The sequence below is a fragment of the Castellaniella ginsengisoli genome, from assembly GCF_040955415.1.
Classification (GTDB): domain Bacteria; phylum Pseudomonadota; class Gammaproteobacteria; order Burkholderiales; family Burkholderiaceae_B; genus Castellaniella; species Castellaniella ginsengisoli.
Genome location: NZ_CP158257.1, coordinates 1,283,952 through 1,301,006, shown reverse-complemented (window position 1 = coordinate 1,301,006; position 17,055 = coordinate 1,283,952). Strand labels below are relative to the sequence as shown.

Below are 17,055 nucleotides of genomic sequence, written 5' to 3'. Positions count from 1 at the left end.
TTCTAATATGCGCATTTCAGATCTCTTTGCTCTCACCGGCCAAAACCCACTTACCTCCGTCACGGCCCAGTAAATATACCGATCAATATCGGATAATTTCTACGTAAAATTTGTCACAACACAGAAAACAAGAAAACAATAATTACTTAATTCGACTGAATCCACTAGCCAGAGACGATGCCAGACAAAACATCGCGAACATTTCCACCCTTCCATGTGCCGGTTTCAGAACGCTTGTAAAAACTCACCCATTCCAAGATATGAGATACGTCTTGTGAAACACAGACTGCCAAGCCGCACGACCGTTCTGGTAGAAAATACTTCTTAAGTATCCCTCCATTTTCATAGCGATCATTTAATAAGGCCGTCGGAATTCCATACCACCCAGCTTCAATTGTCGTCGAACCGCAATCAGTAATATGTAAATCACATTTCGCCAATACCAGTGGCAACGGCAGCGATGTAGGCAACTCCCAACAAACAGCTCCCTCCTTGCCAAAAGAGCGCTCTAAAAAGGACACTACCTTGTCCTTGATTCCGCTACGAACCTGCACAGGATGGAGTCTCAACCACCAATTGTATTCATTCTTAGATGCGTTGATGGCCTGAATTAGAGCCTCTGGAAGAAACTCATAATAGTCTGGATCCTTAAAAAATTCTCGCAAACCCCATTGCATCGTCACAAGAATGGTTTTTTTACCAACCAAACTAGGTATGCAGTCAGATAACACCTCTTCAACAAGCGAATCACTTTCTCTTCGATGGATAAATCGTTGAAACCACGGATTTCCTATGACATGTACTTCCCGTCCACGCTTACGAGCCCATTCAAGGGTATCCGCTGCTGTACGATCCCAACACAGAAAACCAGAAGGCACATACTCATCCGGACCATCTCTTAGTATTTCCTTGTATACAACATGCCCCTCATTAATGACTCCATGCTGGACATCGTACACAGGAACCGACATTTCATTTGCTGCCCAGCAAAGTTCGGGCCCCGGAGCAATGCCAATAATCGCTCTCGGCGAAACAGCTTCGATCACTGTTCGCCATACGTTTTTCTTTGCATATATGTTTGATCTTACTCGATCGCCGCCAAATTTAAGCTTGGAGAAAATAGTAGCAAATGCGTACGCTCTATTTATACAGAAAGGACTTCCATACGCCTTCTCCCCCACTAAAAAGCTATAAGGCGACGCTACCGTACAGCAAGTCTTCCCAAGATCTTTCAGAACATCTGAGACGCTATCTAAAATATGGGAATACGCAAGTCCATTGTAAGAATATCCACAATCCAAGTCGTGCCGAACCAGCAAAACATCAACCTTTGATGGAAGCGCCTTAGCGCCTGGGCAACCCAAAGTCCTCAGCAAGCCTCCCAATGAGCCCATACTGACCATCATTCATCACCAAAAGCATCCCAATTAACAGGCTCGCATCGCTCAATATCACGGCAGACACGACGGCCAATAACCTCGCTTAGATGCTTCGGCGCCAAACCATAGCCAGGACGAACACTTCTGACGCACTGATCCGTAACAATATCTCCTGCCTTTAATGCCCGAACAAAGTAAAGCGAGCGCCGAAATTTGGCATTATCTTTTTCACTGGGCTTTCGTCCATAATCAATGCTTCCCAGAGCTGACCAGGCAGTTCTAGAATCCCTGCATAATACGGCGAGCTCATGTGGCTCCAAGGAGAAACTATCATCGGCACCGCCACCCTCCCGATCAAGAGTGAAATGTTTCTCAATAATAGAGGCCCCCAGCGCGATGCTAGCGATGGCAGTAGCATTATCCAGCGTATGATCCGACAGCCCGGTCACCACCTCATAACGTCGCGCCATGTCTGATATTGTATTTAAATTGTAATCTGAAGCGGGTGCGGGATATCCGCTGACACAATGTAAAATAGCCACATCCTTACATCCATTATCGTAAGCAGTATCGATAGCCTCTTGAATCTCAGCCATATCCGCCATGCCTGTAGAAATTATCATCGGCTTCCCAGTGCTTGCCACATACTTGATCAGAGGCAAATCCACCACCTCAAATGATGCGATCTTGTATGCCGGCGCCCCCAGATTCTCCAATAGGTCGACTGCACTATTATCAAATGGACTACTAAATATTGTGATCCCCAACTCTCTAGCCCTATCAAATAGCGGACGATGCCATTCCCACGGCATATGTGCATCTTGATAGAGCTGATAGAGCGTCTTGCCATTCCAGAGCCCACCGTTAATCTGAAATGCTTCAGTATCACAATTCAAGGTGATCGTATCGGCAGTATAGGTCTGCAACTTGACAGCATCGGCACCCGCTTCCTTTGCCTGTTCAATGATGCGTGTTGCTCTCTCAAGACTTCCATTATGATTCGCAGAAACTTCAGCAATGATATAAGGCGGATGATCCTTTCCAACCATGCGTCCGTCTATCATAAATGATGCATGTTTCTTCATAGCTTTTGTTCCCTCATGGATTTCCACTCCTCCGCCAGTATTCCGAAGCACAAGACATCCTCATAGCAACCATTCGTTTCGAAATGATCCCGTAGCAATCCTTCCTGAAGAAAGCCTAGCCTCCTATGAAACCCGATGGAAGCAACATTACTGCCAATGACTTCCCCATACACTTTATGCAATCCAAGAAATTTGAATGCATGGTCTAAGGCCAAAACACCCATCGGAAATCCTGTTCCTTTCGGGGCACCGGGATCTCGATAGAATCCCCACTCTGCTACAGACATCCCCTGCAGGCGCCTTAGTGTTATGACACCAAGCGGCAACCCATCCTCCTCGTACAATAAAGCACACCTCAGAGGATCGCGCTGAAGCCCAGTGAACCATGCCTGATGCTCCGATTGGCTTATTTCCTGACGTGTAAACATATTTTCTCGGATGTCCGGATGATTACGCCAACTTAGAACTTGCTCTAAATCTGACTCAATCATTGCTCGAATTCGCCTATCGGCCATTGGCATACTCTCCTGATGCGAGGAAGGTAGCCACATCTTCCGCACCTGTCCCTGAAATCATTGCAAGCCCTGCTTGGCTCATGCGCTCAAGGCGCTCTGGGTTCTCTTGAAAATCACGAATCCACTGCGGCAAATCAAGTCCGATCCGGTCAACGGCAAGTAATTCCGCAGCGCCAGCCTTCACTATTGCATTTGCTCCGGATACTTGATTCTCTGCCAATACTACTAACAATGTCGGCACACCTAAGCAGCACCTCTCCCAAGCAGTACCGCCTGCCGCACCGATACATAGATCATTTTCAGCCATATGCCGAGCCATATCATTTACACCGAAAAGAACTTCGGTAGGGACTCCGATACTTGCAGCCTGCCGTTTCACAGTAGCCGAATGTGGTGCATTAGCCCCCATGATCACCGTAATTCTGCTCTCCTTAGGCAACTTGATACCTGCCATCACATCCAGAATACGTCCGGTTATGTTTTCCGAATCCACCCCTCCCATCGTGATTAACCAGTACTTCAGAGACATAGATCGGCGACGGAGTACGCTATAGCTGCGTGTAGCGGAAAACTCGGGCCGCAAAAGTGCATAGTGAGGACCAATAAGTCTTCGGCACTGCGTCGGGGTCAAATTTAGATAATCTGTTTCCGTGCGCCCAAGATTCTGATCCAGCAACACGTCACACTGATGGCGCCTATCGGCCAGATCATCGATCACAAGAAGACGCGCGTAACAATCTCGTAGCGACATCTCCCAATATTCATCCAGCGCATAATGGTCCACAATCAGCCAATAGGGACGCAGGTTCTCGAGCAGAGGACGGCATGCTGCAGAATCCATCGCCTGGGTAGAACCCAACCATGCCGAATGAGCGAGGTGCCCTGGCTGAGCGCCCTCTCGCCATCCAGCAGGCGCCGGCAACATATTTACAGAATAACCGCGTGCCTGGATCACGGTCGCCAAATGGCCTGGATGATCACGGCAGATAAATGTCGAACTGATTCCCCTAGAGCGAAGAGCATCAGCCAATGTTAAGCAACGCATAACATGGCCTGTCCCAATTTGTACTGATGCATCAGCTCGGAAGACCGCGGTTCGCATCACACTCAACTCGTATCGCCGAACACATCCAATGGCCAACGGACAGGAACGCCAGCGTCGGCCAGCGCTCTCTTGGCGCCAGCCGGGGTTTGCTCAGTAAAATGAAACATGCTGGCGGCAGCCACTGCCGCCGCACCGCCTTGCATCACCGCATCAACCATGTGTTGATACGAACCAGCCCCACCGGACGCGATTACCGGGATATTGACCGCACTCGCTATGGTTTCAATCAGGCCAAGATCATAACCCGCCATTGTGCCATCCCGATCAATAGAAGTAATCAGTATCTCACCAGCCCCCATGGCTTCCAATTGACGAGCCCATTTAACGGCATATAGACCCGTTGGCCGAGTACCTGCATGGCTGAAGCACTTCCAATTTCCTCTATCATCAACACGAACATCAACACTTGCCACGATACATTGCACCCCATGCCGGCGCGCAATTTGGGGAATCAGTTGAGGACAATCATATGCCGCAGTATTAATGCTTATCTTATCTGCACCCGCACGTAAAAGCGCGGAAACCTGATCGAGATGCCGCACCCCACCCCCAATAGTCAGTGGAATGTGGCAATCCTGGCTCAAATCCTCGATTGAGTCAAAATCCAACTCATTGCCAGGTTGATGCGCCGCGATATCAACAAGAATAAGCTCATCAACTTCCCGAGCTGCGTACACCCGAATGGCAGGCAGTACCGAACCAACTCGACGCCAACTATCAAAACCAATACCTTTTACAAGTCCGAACTGTTTCCACAACAGCGTAGGGATCACTCGTACTTTCAACATACTTCTGTCAATACAAAATTCTTCAAAAATATTTGCCCAGCCTTGGAACTTTTTTCCGGATGGAACTGAACTCCCCATACAAGCCCCTTACGGATCGCCACCGGCAAAAGCACACCATAATTTGTGGTAGCAACGATATCTTCCTGATCCACCACGTCGAAGGCATAACTGTGCACAAAATAAAAGTCCGTGCCATTCGGAATCCCCTGAAATAAGCCAGTCGACCCAGAAGGAAGTTCTATTGAATTCCAACCGACATGAGGAATTCGAAGCTCGCATCCCAAACTAGAAAGATGCCGGACTTCACCGCGGATCAATCCAAGACCTGAGACACCTACATCATCGGAGCCTTCAGCCCCTTCGTGCCCCAAATCGCAAAGCAATTGCATGCCCACGCAAATTCCGAGCAGAGGTTGATATCTCCCCAAGACCGCATCAAGCAGCGCACTCCACCAGCCTGTCCGATGTAAGCGTAATGCACAATCTGAAAAATTCCCCACACCCGGAAGAATCAACCGGTCTGCCTGAATAGCATCGAGAGGGTTGGCCAACAGCCGGACCTCACCATGCCCCTGTAAGGAGTGGGCCAGAGAACCTAGATTACCAACACCATAATCAATTATACCGACAATCATGGGATATTATCATCATTGATTTTCTTCAGATTGCCATGTCGATCTTTCAACAAGCCACCTGCAGAGTCACGCTGAAATAGTTTTTTGTTTGTAAATCTGTCGCAGATTTTTATAAATTCATCAACAGTGACATCCAATGGCCTCAGAATATCTTCTAGACCTTTCCCCAAATACTCCCAGGGAAACCTGCCGTCCAGGCGTTTCACAGCATCCAAACCATCCAACCTGCTGAGGCGACCGCGGCGGATATGCAGACAAGCAAGATCAGTCGCACGCCCAAAACCAAATTTCAAAAATTTAAAATAATCGTGAATCCCCGTCTGATAGTTATCGAGATTCTCATAACTGACCATGGATCCTTCCACCGTCTTATGATAGGTAGTGAAGCCATTGGCTTGGGCAATCAAGGCATTTGAAAGCCCGTCCCATGGTATATAGTGCCCAAGGAACAACCCAGTTACCCCAACGCGTGCAAGTTCGGCATCGGTAGGATAGGTGTAATTGATGAGATGTTTCTGCTCTATCCCTTCCATGCCCAAAAGATCTGTAACCCGCATCCCCAACAAGCCACCAAACTCCTCCAGCCATCGGCGGTCAAGCACATTATTCTCAGCAGCGGCAGCCGGACCACCATACTCATTCTGAGAATTTTCCCCCCATACGATCAACGGCACATTGAATTGCACTGCTGCGCGCACAGGGATTGTGAATATTCCGACATGCTCCGGCCAAGAGATGTCACCCACCTGCATCAGGCCGATCCTATTCATCTTGGCCCTGACGACTGGATTAGGACTGACTTCGATATAATCGACACCCAACTGCTTGATATTTTCAATATTCTTCCGACCGATCTCTGTCAGGTCACACGTTGTAGATGTCACGCATAGCGGATTCAAGCCAAGCTGCAGCATCCTGACAACTTGGTAAGTACTGTCCTTTCCGCCACTAACCGGAACGATGCAATCCCAATTGGTTCCGCCCTTGTTGCGATATTTATCCAGGATGTCCAGCAACGATTTATAGCGGCTATCCCAATCAACTTCATTGCGCATTTCATAACTGCGACAGGCATTGCAAACCCCATGCTCATCAAGCCGCAAATCCGGTTTGGTATCCGGCATAACACAATGCGCGCAATATCTAATCATCATAGCCCCCCTTAAAAATCAGCCGTTTTTTCCATCAGGAACCAAGTGATATCATCTTGAGGAAAGCTCGGATCCAGATGATAGGCAAAACCGTAATCAATAAGCTGTAATTGCGGATACCGGCTCATGATCTCACCAGCGAAATCCCGCTTGAAAAGCCGATTTTCATGTCCTCGATATGAAATAGCCACTGGAACTGGATTGTAGTACTCCGCCACTAGCACGTATCGTTCAGAGGATGCCACCAATTTGTCATAGACTTCCGTCAATGAGTCGGGAGCGATATGTATGAGAACACCCTTTATTAGCACCAAGTCCCACTTACGATCCGGCTGAAACTCAAGAATCGAAGTTCTATGCACATGATCCTCGCCCAGAACAACACTCAATTGGTCGGCAGCCTGTGAATTGATCTCTATCCCTTGAATATCCAAAGACGGGTAAAGCAACTGCAGTGCTCTTGCATTCATCCCAATATTTGCGCCGAATTCGATGCAAGAGCGCAAACCGCTAGCACTCTTAAGGGCCTTGGAAAAAAATTTTAGATTTGCTGCCAGCAGCTCTTTCCCCTGATTCCGGTTGATGTACTCAACACCGAAATCTCCTGCCCAAAAATCTTCTTGTTCAGTCTTGAATTTTTTCATTAAAATCTCATCAAAATATCTTAATCCGATTTAATCAACGACATACACTATACCAACGGTCATTCTTATACCGCCTCCATTCTGGTTTCCCGATTCAGCGTTTCGATCAAATCCTTGTCCGTTTTATATTTTAATGTAAGATGCCCGTTTATTTTTGATATTTCCGGATTTCCATCCAACACTGCAAATACCTCATCAGCGGAATAAAAGCTCTTTTCATTATTTAATTTTTCGTAGAGGCGATTGAACATTTTAAGATCTTCCTGGTAGTCCAGTGTCATTCTGTAATCCCGCACCAGGCTTGGAGGCAATTGCACTAGATTTATTTTGAAATGACCCGGATTATTTTGAAAATACCACGTCATATATTCAGAATATTCGGCAGCACCGAAATAATCCCGTACCTTTTTAAGGGCACGGACATTAATGATTTCTCCAGCAGTCCCAACAGCAGCATTTCTGGCTGCCGTATAATCAGCGCCAGAGAGAAAATGCTGCTCCAGAAGATAAGTAATAATCTCTGGAAGGATCAAAGGACAATCCGCCGTCACTCTCACGACCACATCGATATTAAAGTGTTCACAGGCTCCAAGATATCTGCTGATTACATCATCTGGCTCTCCTTGCCAGAAGTCGACCGCTCCGTTAAGTGTATGGTTACGCAGGACAGCATCAGCCTCTAGATCAGACGTGGCCAGCACCACCCTATGGACAGCCGGAATCGCCAGACACTGAGACAAGCAGCGATCAACCGAAGGAACACCAACAATCGGGAGCAGTGCCTTCTGCTGCAGACGGGAAGATTTCATGCGGCATGCAGCGATAACTGCAATATTTGCAGGCCGAAAATTCTCTCGGTGGAAAGATGCATTGGCTGCTGGGCTCATGGCTAAAAGATGCTTTTGGTTCTGAATATCTTGAATTTCACGGAAACTCAAACCGCTTTGCTTTGTCCTGCGGAAAATGATGTCAGACTTAGAAATCAGATCGCCAGAGTTCATCGCATGACGCGCTATCGGGATCTGAATGGACTTTCTGAGATATTCTTTTTCATCGTCACTAACAAATAATCCATGAGACGCCAAGCTCGCGTTCTTCAAAGACGCACATAGAGATCGCATTTGATCTGGCTCTAATGAGGAAAACCCATCATACTTTGCCATTTTACGATCAAGGCAAAAATGTTTCTCTATATATGAACACCCAAGCACTGCGGCATAAATAGGAACCTCCAGCGCGAAGTTTTCATTGGCATCCGCATGATCGGCCATGCAGAGGGGAACTCCTGGAAAAGCAGCGTGCAAAACTGGAATTTTCTGCAATCCTGTATTGGATATTTTCGTGGGATAACTTTGATAGCCTATTTGCAATATGACATTTTCTGCTATGCCCGAGAAATAATCATATACCGCATGAACTTCATCCAGCGCCAATCCTGATACATTGATGATCAGTCGTCGGTCTCCAAACTCGACCTGCTCAAGAACACTGCGTATCTCATGATTTTCTAACACAGAGGCCTGCAGCTTGATACCCACGATATGATCTATATTTTCTTGCAGAACAATAGCGCCATAGCCATCAAATATGTCAACCCAGGCATCTCCATATTTGGCGGTCTCATTGATCATGTTTTTCCACACCGACCGGTCGAAACAAAGTTCCTTGTAAACCGGATACCATTCAAAATCCGGCAACGCTATACCGTCTGGAGAGAAAATTTGAAATTTTATGCCTTTGTTCTCGTATTCAACACGAGAAAACGCGTCGATCATTCGCCCAAGATAGTTAACGTTTCCTGCATGAACGTTGGCGACTTCGAAAATGACATAAGGCGGAACGTATCTTTTATTCATTTACTATGGCCTCACTGACAATGATGTCTTATAGATCACGCCTAATTCTTTCTGTTTTATTGAATGATTGATTTCACAGCACTCTGAACAATCAACTGCTCGTCATAGGACAAAGTTGCATACATCGGCAAACTGATTGCCTCACGATAATATTTTTCAGCCTCTGGAAATTGTCCGATACGGAAACCCATACTTCTATAGTAAGGCTGAGTATGCACAGGAATATAATGCAGATTCACACCGACACCCTGACTTCGTAATTTTTCAAATACGTCGCCATGTGCCATTCTTATATCCTCCAAGTGCAATCGAATCACATACAGATGATATGCTGAGTAGCATCTTGAATGCTGCACGGGAATAGTTATAGGAAGGCCCTCGAAAGCCAGATCATAGCGTCGAGCTACTTCATGGCGTTTAGTGACGTATTCATCAAGACGCTCGAGTTGACTTATGCCCAGCGCAGCCTGTAACTCTGTCATTCTGTAATTCAATCCAAGAGCTATCTGCTGATAGTACCAGGGGCCATCAGGTTTATGCGTCATCAAGGAAGGATCTCTGGTAATTCCATGGCTACGTAGCAGCTTCATCTGCTCTGCCAGAGCCTCACTATTGGTGGTCGCCATACCACCTTCGGCTGTAGTGATTATCTTAACGGGATGAAAGCTGAATACAGTGATATCGCTATGCTGACAAAATCCAACATACTGTCCTTGATATTTTCCACCGATGGCATGTGAAGCATCTTCAATAATTTTGAAGCCATACCGATCAGCCAGGACATGAATAGCCTCCATGTCACACGATTGCCCAGATAGATGCACGGGTACCACAATCTTAGGAAGACGGCCAATTCGATCGGCTTCGATCAATTTGGACTCCAGTGCACCGACATCCATGTTGTAGGTCAACGGATCAATATCGACAAAATCGACTTGAGCCCCACAGTACAGAGCGCAATTCGCTGTCGCCACGAATGTAATAGGCGATGTCCACAAGAGATCTCCGGGACCTAGCCCAAGCGCTAAGCAAGCGAGATGCAGCGCAGACGTTGCGCTATTGGATGCTACTGCGTATTTCGCCTTGACCTTTGCAGCTATCGCCTGCTCAAAGGCCGGCACCCTGGGCCCTTGCGTAAGGAAATCGGATCGGAGCACATCCACTACAGCGTCTATATCTGCCTGGCTGATATCCTGACGTCCATATGGAATCATAATGGTCTACAACTTACCTATCTTATTCAGATTTTTCTCAACCCATGCGGCCAATGTCTCTGGCCGCATCCACTCTGGATTCGTATCACTTGCATAGGTAAATCCTTCTGGCACAATCCTTCCGCCCTTTATTCGCTCCGGTGAATCGTTCCAACCATTGATGGCGGGCAGTATTTTATAATGCTCCGGGTATTCATAAGTATAAAGAGAATCCTCCGCACTGATCATTTGTTCATGTAGTTTTTCGCCCGGGCGTATGCCAATTATTTTATGTGCCGCATCCGGTGCTATCACACGAGCAAGATCCACGACTTTCATCGAGGGAATTTTCTTTACATAGATTTCACCGCCCACCATATCATCAAAGGCATGCCATACCAATTCCACGCCCTGCTCCAGGGAAATCATGAACCGAGTCATACGAACATCCGTAATCGGTACCTCTCCGCTTTCTCGAAGAGACATGAAGAAAGGTATTACAGAGCCACGCGACCCCATGACGTTACCGTAGCGCACCACAGAAAATCTCGTTCCATGCTCTCCAGAATAGGCATTTCCAGCGACAAATAGTTTGTCGGACGCCAATTTGGAAGCACCATAAAGATTAACAGGACTACTGGCCTTGTCAGTAGAAAGCGCCACGACGCGTTTTACACCCTGATCGATGCAGGCATCGATCAGATTCATCGCACCAATGACATTCGTCTTGATGCACTCGAAAGGGTTGTATTCCGCAGTGGGAACGATCTTCGTCGCGGCCGCATGAACCACATAATCGACTCCATCCAATGCGCGATACAACCGATCTTTGTCTCGGACATCGCCAATGAAGAAACGCACTCTGGAATCTGACTTGTAAATCTTTGCCATCTCCCATTGTTTCATTTCATCCCGAGAAAGGATGATGATTTTTTTTGGCTTGCAGCGAGCCAAAGTCATTGGCACGAAAACATGCCCGAAAGAACCGGTTCCTCCGGTTACAAGAATGGTTTTTTCTTTAAACATTTATTTAAAACATCCTAATATTCAATGCAGTTTCGGCAAGATCGAAACAGCCGCCGGAATCATCTGCTCTTTATTTTCCATCGAAGCACGAAGAAGATTATTTTCAAATATTTCTTTATAGAGCAGCTCATGACACTCCCATCGAATATGATAACCATCATCCTGGAGTAAGGATGGATTTGATTTTGTCATGTTGTACAAATCAACAACCGCATGCGCCGAACCCGAAAAAACCTGATCAATGATACCGTTGTATCTGGATACGGCCTCGCCGACACCAAAAGTCCGTTCTGACAGACCCGGTCCGGGATGCGGGATATTGATTGCAATTACTTTGCAACCAATACGGCTCATTAGATTACGAAACTGCATCATATTGCTCTCGAATTCAGACGACCCAACGAAAGAGATCTGTTTTTTTTTGGTGAAATATAGCCTTCTCTTTGACTTAAACGAAATATAGAATCTTGCCAAGCGACGAAAGCCTTGAATTCTCGAAAGAACCCCCAGAATACGCCGTTCGTATTTCGACATCAAACGCGGCAGACAATCCACAACCCCTACCTGCAATACCACCACATCGGGAAGCAAGGGCAAAATATACTCTTCCTGATAGTTTTCAGATATTATCTGCCTTGATGTATTAGCACGCACGGATCCGTTGATCACGAGCCAGTTCTTGAGATGGCATGCAAGCAGTGTCGAATACATCTGCTCATAAGCAACCCCCTCACGATGACGTGACATCGAGAGGGAGTCACCCACAATCAATAGCTTTTTCACGAAAAAGGCCTCAACCAAGGCATTGGGAATACATGGTTGGCTGAAATCCAGCAAAATATGAATGCCAAAATCTTTCCAATCAGCATTCCTACAGCCACACCCACTAGACCAAAATCCCGACACAAGATAAAAGAAAGAACCAATCCAATCCCACCACTCACGAATGTATTGATCGCCAGCAGATCATTTCGGTTCTGGATATGCATGAATATGGCTGTTGAGTAATAACATGCACCAAAAAATGCGCTGACTGCAAATATCAAGGCTATCCAGATTCCTGCAGAGAACCTTTCCCCAACCAACCAAGGATAGATTAACCAGATAAGCAGGCAATAAATGCTAAGGGCAAGAAACGCGCCGCTCACGACTTTATAAACTGACAACACCAACAGTTTCCGATTTTTCACTTCATCTTTTATGACGCTCTTTGTTATTGCTGGATGCCATGATCTGAAAAATGCTTCGTACGCCATATGGAGCCCCATGCCAACCTGCATGGCGGCCATATAGATTCCCGTATCGGCCAGTCCAAGATTTTCCTTGACTATGAATCTATCACCAGCGATCAACAGCCATCCACCAATTGCATGGGGAATCAAAGGCAATCCGAAACGCACTGCATCTTTGCCATACTCCCTCCATGCGTGCGGCTTTACGAACAGCTTGTCCCGTGACATCCATAACATGACAACAAGCCCGAGCAGGCCTACCGATAGTGCATGACCGAGCACCCGACCCTGCCAAGCCATTCCGGCGATCAAAACCAGCCATAAAGAGGCTATCGCATTGATTGAGCTTTGAGAAACTTGAAGAACCCCAAATTTCTTCGCCTTTCCTTCTACCTGCAGAAGCGTAAGCTTGATATTGACAACGAACTGAACCCCCGCAACGATCACAGCAACAATTAGCCAGCCAACTGGAACGCCTGTGGTAGAAGCCATCCAGTCACCCGCCAGAATAACCGCAGCAATTGACACGAAAGTAGTGAACACCAACATAATTGTGATCGTACTAATGTACTCTGCAAGTTGGGCACGACCTAACTGGAAGTAGCGTATGCTGATGACTCCATTCATGCTCAAACCTACCACAGCACTAAAAATGCTGAGCATTACCAGGAACATCGATACTACGCCATAGTCTGACGGCGATAGAACCCGCGTCAAAATCGGGAGCAAAATAAAGGGAATAGCAGCATTAAAAACATTGGCAACCAGATATATAAGCGCATTACCTAGAACCTGGTTTTTAATATGCACATCGCATCCTCGAAAAATCATTCAGGGGCAAATCATCAGTCACACGACCGTACATGATGGTGCTCACACGAATAGCAGCTCAAGGATCCGCTGCACGCTGTCTCCATGTCCATACAATTCGTTCGCCTCAAATCCAGCCAGATCAACTTGAGACATACCTGCCACAATGCGCTCCCGATCAGTGCCCACCAACACATTCGCCCCCACCTCCACCAACTCAACCCACTCCGTCTCATCCCTCAAGGTGACGCAGGGTTTCCCATGAAAGTAAGCTTCCTTCTGCACCCCGCCAGAATCCGTGACGACCAAGCGGCAATGGGATTCCAGCCACACCATTTCCAGATACCCAACGGGGTCCACGGCACAAACCGTATCCGGCAGGCCCAGATGAAACTGCGCCAATTGTTTCCGGGTCCGGGGATGCAGCGGCAGCACGACCGGCAGCGGGGACTTAGCCAACCCTGCCAGGATGCCCCGCATCCGGTCAGGATCGTCCGTATTTTCAGCCCGGTGGATAGTGCATAGGGAAAACTCCCCGAGCCTGAGCGCATCGAACCATGCCGGTTTTCTAGCCAGAGGCTTGTAGTACAGGGCTGCGTCATACATGACGTCGCCCACCACGTGGATCTTTGAATCCGCGACGCCCTCTTTCTGCAGATTTCGCTGTGCGACCTTGGTCGGCGCGAACAACAGGTCGGCAACGTGATCCGTCAGCACCCGATTGATTTCCTCAGGCATCCGACGATTGAAGGATCTGAGCCCTGCCTCGACATGAGCCACCGGCACATGCAGTTTGGCAGCGGCCAGCGCACCCGCCAGCGTACTGTCCGTATCACCATAGACCAGAACCCAGTCGGGTTTTTCCTGAACGATCAGCGCATCCAGCTTTTCCAGCATGCGGCCGGTATTCTGCCCGTGAGATCCACCGCCCACCCCCAGATGATGATCCGGACGGGGGATGTCGAGTTCATCGAAAAACACGTCGGACATATTGGCGTCGTAATGCTGCCCGGTATGGACCAGAATCTCGCGCGAGTCAGGATGATGTGCGGCCAACGCACGCGATACCGTGGCGGCCTTGATGAACTGAGGCCGCGCGCCAATGACTGTGAGCAGCTTCATCGACGAAACCTCAGATAGATGTCTTTCAGCAGGTTCCACAGTTTGATTTCACTGGGATAAGCCGTATGGGGGCGCTCGGGCCGGTTCAGATAGTCCTGCAGTTGAGCCTCGGTCCAGCCCATCTTCTTCAGGAAATACTGGCGATCATCATCCAGCTCGGCCTGGCTGGGATAGGGAATGTTTTCCAGATCCCTGATCGCTTCTTCACGCGTCATCTGTCCAGCCACGATCAGGGTCGAAAAATGTACCCGACGCTTGTCCGCACCGAATTTCTGCGGCAGCAGATAGCCCTGATAGAACCGGGTAAAGATCGATTCATAATGTTTATAGGGATACGGCTTATAGCCATGGGATTCCTGCAAGGCCCGCATGGCGTCGAACTTGTTGTATTCCATCAGGTTCAGGATCTGGGTCCATTTGATCCGCCGCACGAACTCAGCCCACACATACTGCAGGGTACCGAAGGTCGGCAATGTCCGGATCTTCACATTTCCATGTGCTTTGGCAATGGCCCGGATGTTGCGCTGATCGTGCTTGAACCAGTTCCAGGATTTGGGAATACTGAGGCCTTCGGTTGCCTGGTTCGATCCGGACAGAATCCATTTCACACCATGCTGCGTCGCCTGCTGGTAGTTCACCGCCAGCATGGCATTGTCGTACAGCAGTTCAACGTCGATCACGTCGGCATCGAAGAATGCCTGCATCAACGCCCGGTATTCAGGCCAGTCGATCACGTGAGTATGCAGATCCACCCCCAGGCCCTGCACCAGGTTTGCGATGTTGTTCTGGGCCAATTCGGAATTCCAGCCATTGTCCATGTGAACGGCCAGCGGCCGCAGACCGAGTTCTACCGCGCGCACCAGCACCCAGGAACTGTCCACCCCGCCAGAAACACCGACAACGCAGTCATAGCGCTTGCCTTGGCCATCGCGCTTGACTCGTTCGACGAAGGCATTCAACTGACTCTGCCGCTCTGCGGGCTCGGCATGAATGATGTGGCCTGAATGCTGCAGGAATGTCGTGCAGTAATTGCACACGCCCTGCGCGTCGAACTGGATGTCGCCCGCGCTGGTGTCCATCACACATCGGGTACACATCTGATAGGGTTTGCTCATGCTGAAACGTCCAGAATGCGCTCCAAATCCTGGTAGCGCGGATAAGTAATCAAAACGGCCCGGTGCGGGCCATGAAAAACAAACATCGATCCGGCGGCGGCCGCAGAGGCCCCAGCCAAGACAGCCTCGCGCAAATGATCCAGACTGCCGGCGCCCCCCAAGGCAATGACAGGCACTGATACGGATTGTGCAAGGTGTCGAACCAGATCCGTGTCGTAGCCTGCCCTCATGCCATCCCGATCTGCGTCGTTCAGCAGAATTTCGCCCGCGCCAGCCTCGATCACGCGCTGCGCATGGCCCAGCCAGTCCAGCGATAACCGCTTTCCCGCGCTGCTGCTATACAAGTGCGGCCGCTTGCGCCAATCCCGCTGAATATCAATGGAGGCAATGACGCTTTGACTGCCATAACGGCTGGCAATTCGGGTCACCAGATCGTAATCCGACAGGACGGCGGTCTGCAGACAGACCTTTTCCACACCCAGATCGAATATCCGGGCGGCTTGATCCAGGGTCCGGATACCTCCGCCATAGGCCAGGGGCATGAAGCATTCCCCCGCAAACAACTCGATCGTACTGAAATCAGGACCTTTGCCGGATCGGGTCGCTTCGATGTCCAGCACCATCAGTTCATCGACTTCCTTTTCATTGAAGATGCGGATGGCGTTGGTGGGATCGCCCACGTACACAGGGTCCTTGAAACGCCGCGTCTTGACCAGTCCGCCTTGACGCAGCAATAGTGCGGGAATGACCCTATGCCGCAGCATGAACCCACTCCACGAAACGACGCATCATGGCCAGTCCGAACCGATGGCTTTTCTCCGGGTGGAACTGTGCGCCGAACAAATTGGCCTTCGAAAACGCGGCAACGAAGTCGTCGCCGTACTCGCAAGTCGCCACCACGTCTCCCGGATCATTGCACCGAATGCGATACGAATGCACGAAATAAAATCGCTGATCAGACTCATCCGCGGACAGCAAGGCATTTTGCTTTGTAATGCGCAAGGTATTCCAGCCCATGTGCGGCACAGGCAGCCGCGTGAGCCCCGGGTCGGGAAACCGTGTAGCCTGCGCATCGAACCAGCCTAGCCCCGGAAGCCGGCCTTCTTCGCTGCCCCGGCACATCAGTTGCATCCCCAGGCAGATGCCAAGCACAGGCACCGCATGGTTATTGACGGCATCATTCAAAGCACGGTCCAGGCCACGCTCCATCAGCGCCCCCATCCCATGATCAAAAGCGCCGACTCCAGGCAGCACCAGCGCTTGCGCCTCGCGCACCTCTTCCGGCGTCGACACGCGATTGGCCGAAGCACCGGCCTTCTCCAACATCCGGATGACGGAACGGATGTTGCCGCAGCCATAATCAAGCACAGAGATTATTTTCACGATCAGCGTGACCTTT

The 17,055-nt window shown here is 49.0% G+C and carries 17 protein-coding genes; all 17 read right to left on the bottom strand.

Annotated features, from left to right (window positions below; genetic code table 11):
• Positions 1-164 precede the first annotated feature (164 nt).
• Positions 165-1,406 carry a hypothetical protein gene (locus ABRZ00_RS06145; protein ID WP_343834984.1) on the bottom strand — a complete coding sequence of 414 codons (1,242 nt, stop codon included), beginning with the start codon at positions 1,404-1,406 and terminating at the stop codon, positions 165-167.
• Positions 1,403-2,464, bottom strand: coding sequence for a pseudaminic acid synthase (gene pseI / locus ABRZ00_RS06140; RefSeq protein ID WP_343834983.1), 1,062 nt, complete (start codon positions 2,462-2,464; stop codon positions 1,403-1,405). Before pseI ends, ABRZ00_RS06145 begins: the two co-directional genes overlap by 4 nt.
• Complete coding sequence (pseH, locus tag ABRZ00_RS06135; protein ID WP_343834982.1) at positions 2,461-2,979, bottom strand: UDP-4-amino-4,6-dideoxy-N-acetyl-beta-L-altrosamine N-acetyltransferase; 519 nt, start codon at positions 2,977-2,979, stop codon at positions 2,461-2,463. Before pseH ends, pseI begins: the two co-directional genes overlap by 4 nt.
• Complete coding sequence (gene pseG / locus ABRZ00_RS06130) at positions 2,969-4,081, bottom strand: UDP-2,4-diacetamido-2,4,6-trideoxy-beta-L-altropyranose hydrolase (protein WP_343834981.1); 1,113 nt, start codon at positions 4,079-4,081, stop codon at positions 2,969-2,971. The genes pseH and pseG overlap by 11 nt, the downstream gene beginning before the upstream one ends.
• A 5-nt stretch (positions 4,082-4,086) precedes the next feature.
• Positions 4,087-4,872 carry an imidazole glycerol phosphate synthase cyclase subunit gene (locus tag ABRZ00_RS06125; protein ID WP_343834980.1) on the bottom strand — a complete coding sequence of 262 codons (786 nt, stop codon included), beginning with the start codon at positions 4,870-4,872 and terminating at the stop codon, positions 4,087-4,089.
• Positions 4,866-5,507, bottom strand: a complete 642-nt coding sequence (hisH, locus tag ABRZ00_RS06120; protein WP_343834979.1) for an imidazole glycerol phosphate synthase subunit HisH — start codon at positions 5,505-5,507, stop codon at positions 4,866-4,868. The genes ABRZ00_RS06125 and hisH (ABRZ00_RS06120) overlap by 7 nt, the downstream gene beginning before the upstream one ends.
• Positions 5,504-6,658, bottom strand: coding sequence for an N-acetyl sugar amidotransferase (locus tag ABRZ00_RS06115; RefSeq protein WP_343835016.1), 1,155 nt, complete (start codon positions 6,656-6,658; stop codon positions 5,504-5,506). The genes hisH (ABRZ00_RS06120) and ABRZ00_RS06115 overlap by 4 nt, the downstream gene beginning before the upstream one ends.
• 11 nt (positions 6,659-6,669) lie before the next feature.
• Positions 6,670-7,302, bottom strand: coding sequence for a pseudaminic acid biosynthesis-associated methylase (locus ABRZ00_RS06110; protein WP_343834978.1), 633 nt, complete (start codon positions 7,300-7,302; stop codon positions 6,670-6,672).
• Positions 7,303-7,367: 65 nt separating this feature from the next.
• Entirely contained in the window at positions 7,368-9,158 is a 1,791-nt protein-coding gene (locus ABRZ00_RS06105) for a cytidylyltransferase domain-containing protein (protein WP_368642623.1), read from the bottom strand.
• A gap of 56 nt (positions 9,159-9,214) precedes the next feature.
• Positions 9,215-10,372: a UDP-4-amino-4,6-dideoxy-N-acetyl-beta-L-altrosamine transaminase gene (pseC, locus tag ABRZ00_RS06100; RefSeq protein ID WP_368642624.1), complete on the bottom strand. Its 1,158-nt coding sequence runs from the start codon at positions 10,370-10,372 to the stop codon at positions 9,215-9,217.
• 6 nt (positions 10,373-10,378) lie between these two features.
• Complete coding sequence (pseB, locus tag ABRZ00_RS06095; RefSeq protein WP_343834975.1) at positions 10,379-11,377, bottom strand: UDP-N-acetylglucosamine 4,6-dehydratase (inverting); 999 nt, start codon at positions 11,375-11,377, stop codon at positions 10,379-10,381.
• Positions 11,378-11,398: 21 nt separating this feature from the next.
• The gene (locus ABRZ00_RS06090) at positions 11,399-12,160 is read right to left on the bottom strand and encodes a hypothetical protein (protein ID WP_343834974.1); all 762 of its coding nucleotides are present in this window, start codon (positions 12,158-12,160) and stop codon (positions 11,399-11,401) included.
• The gene (locus tag ABRZ00_RS06085; RefSeq protein ID WP_343834973.1) at positions 12,157-13,419 is read right to left on the bottom strand and encodes an oligosaccharide flippase family protein; all 1,263 of its coding nucleotides are present in this window, start codon (positions 13,417-13,419) and stop codon (positions 12,157-12,159) included. Before ABRZ00_RS06085 ends, ABRZ00_RS06090 begins: the two co-directional genes overlap by 4 nt.
• Positions 13,420-13,482: 63 nt before the next feature.
• Positions 13,483-14,541 (bottom strand): non-hydrolyzing UDP-N-acetylglucosamine 2-epimerase, encoded by a 1,059-nt coding sequence (gene wecB, locus ABRZ00_RS06080; RefSeq protein ID WP_368642626.1) that lies wholly within the window; start codon positions 14,539-14,541, stop codon positions 13,483-13,485.
• The gene (locus ABRZ00_RS06075; protein ID WP_368642627.1) at positions 14,538-15,656 is read right to left on the bottom strand and encodes an N-acetyl sugar amidotransferase; all 1,119 of its coding nucleotides are present in this window, start codon (positions 15,654-15,656) and stop codon (positions 14,538-14,540) included. Before ABRZ00_RS06075 ends, wecB begins: the two co-directional genes overlap by 4 nt.
• On the bottom strand, positions 15,653-16,420 hold the full coding sequence (locus tag ABRZ00_RS06070; protein WP_343834969.1) for an AglZ/HisF2 family acetamidino modification protein: 768 nt from the start codon (positions 16,418-16,420) through the stop codon (positions 15,653-15,655). The genes ABRZ00_RS06075 and ABRZ00_RS06070 overlap by 4 nt, the downstream gene beginning before the upstream one ends.
• A complete protein-coding gene (gene hisH, locus ABRZ00_RS06065) occupies positions 16,407-17,039 on the bottom strand; it encodes an imidazole glycerol phosphate synthase subunit HisH (protein ID WP_368642628.1) in 633 nt (210 codons plus the stop codon). Before hisH (ABRZ00_RS06065) ends, ABRZ00_RS06070 begins: the two co-directional genes overlap by 14 nt.
• Positions 17,040-17,055 lie beyond the last annotated feature (16 nt).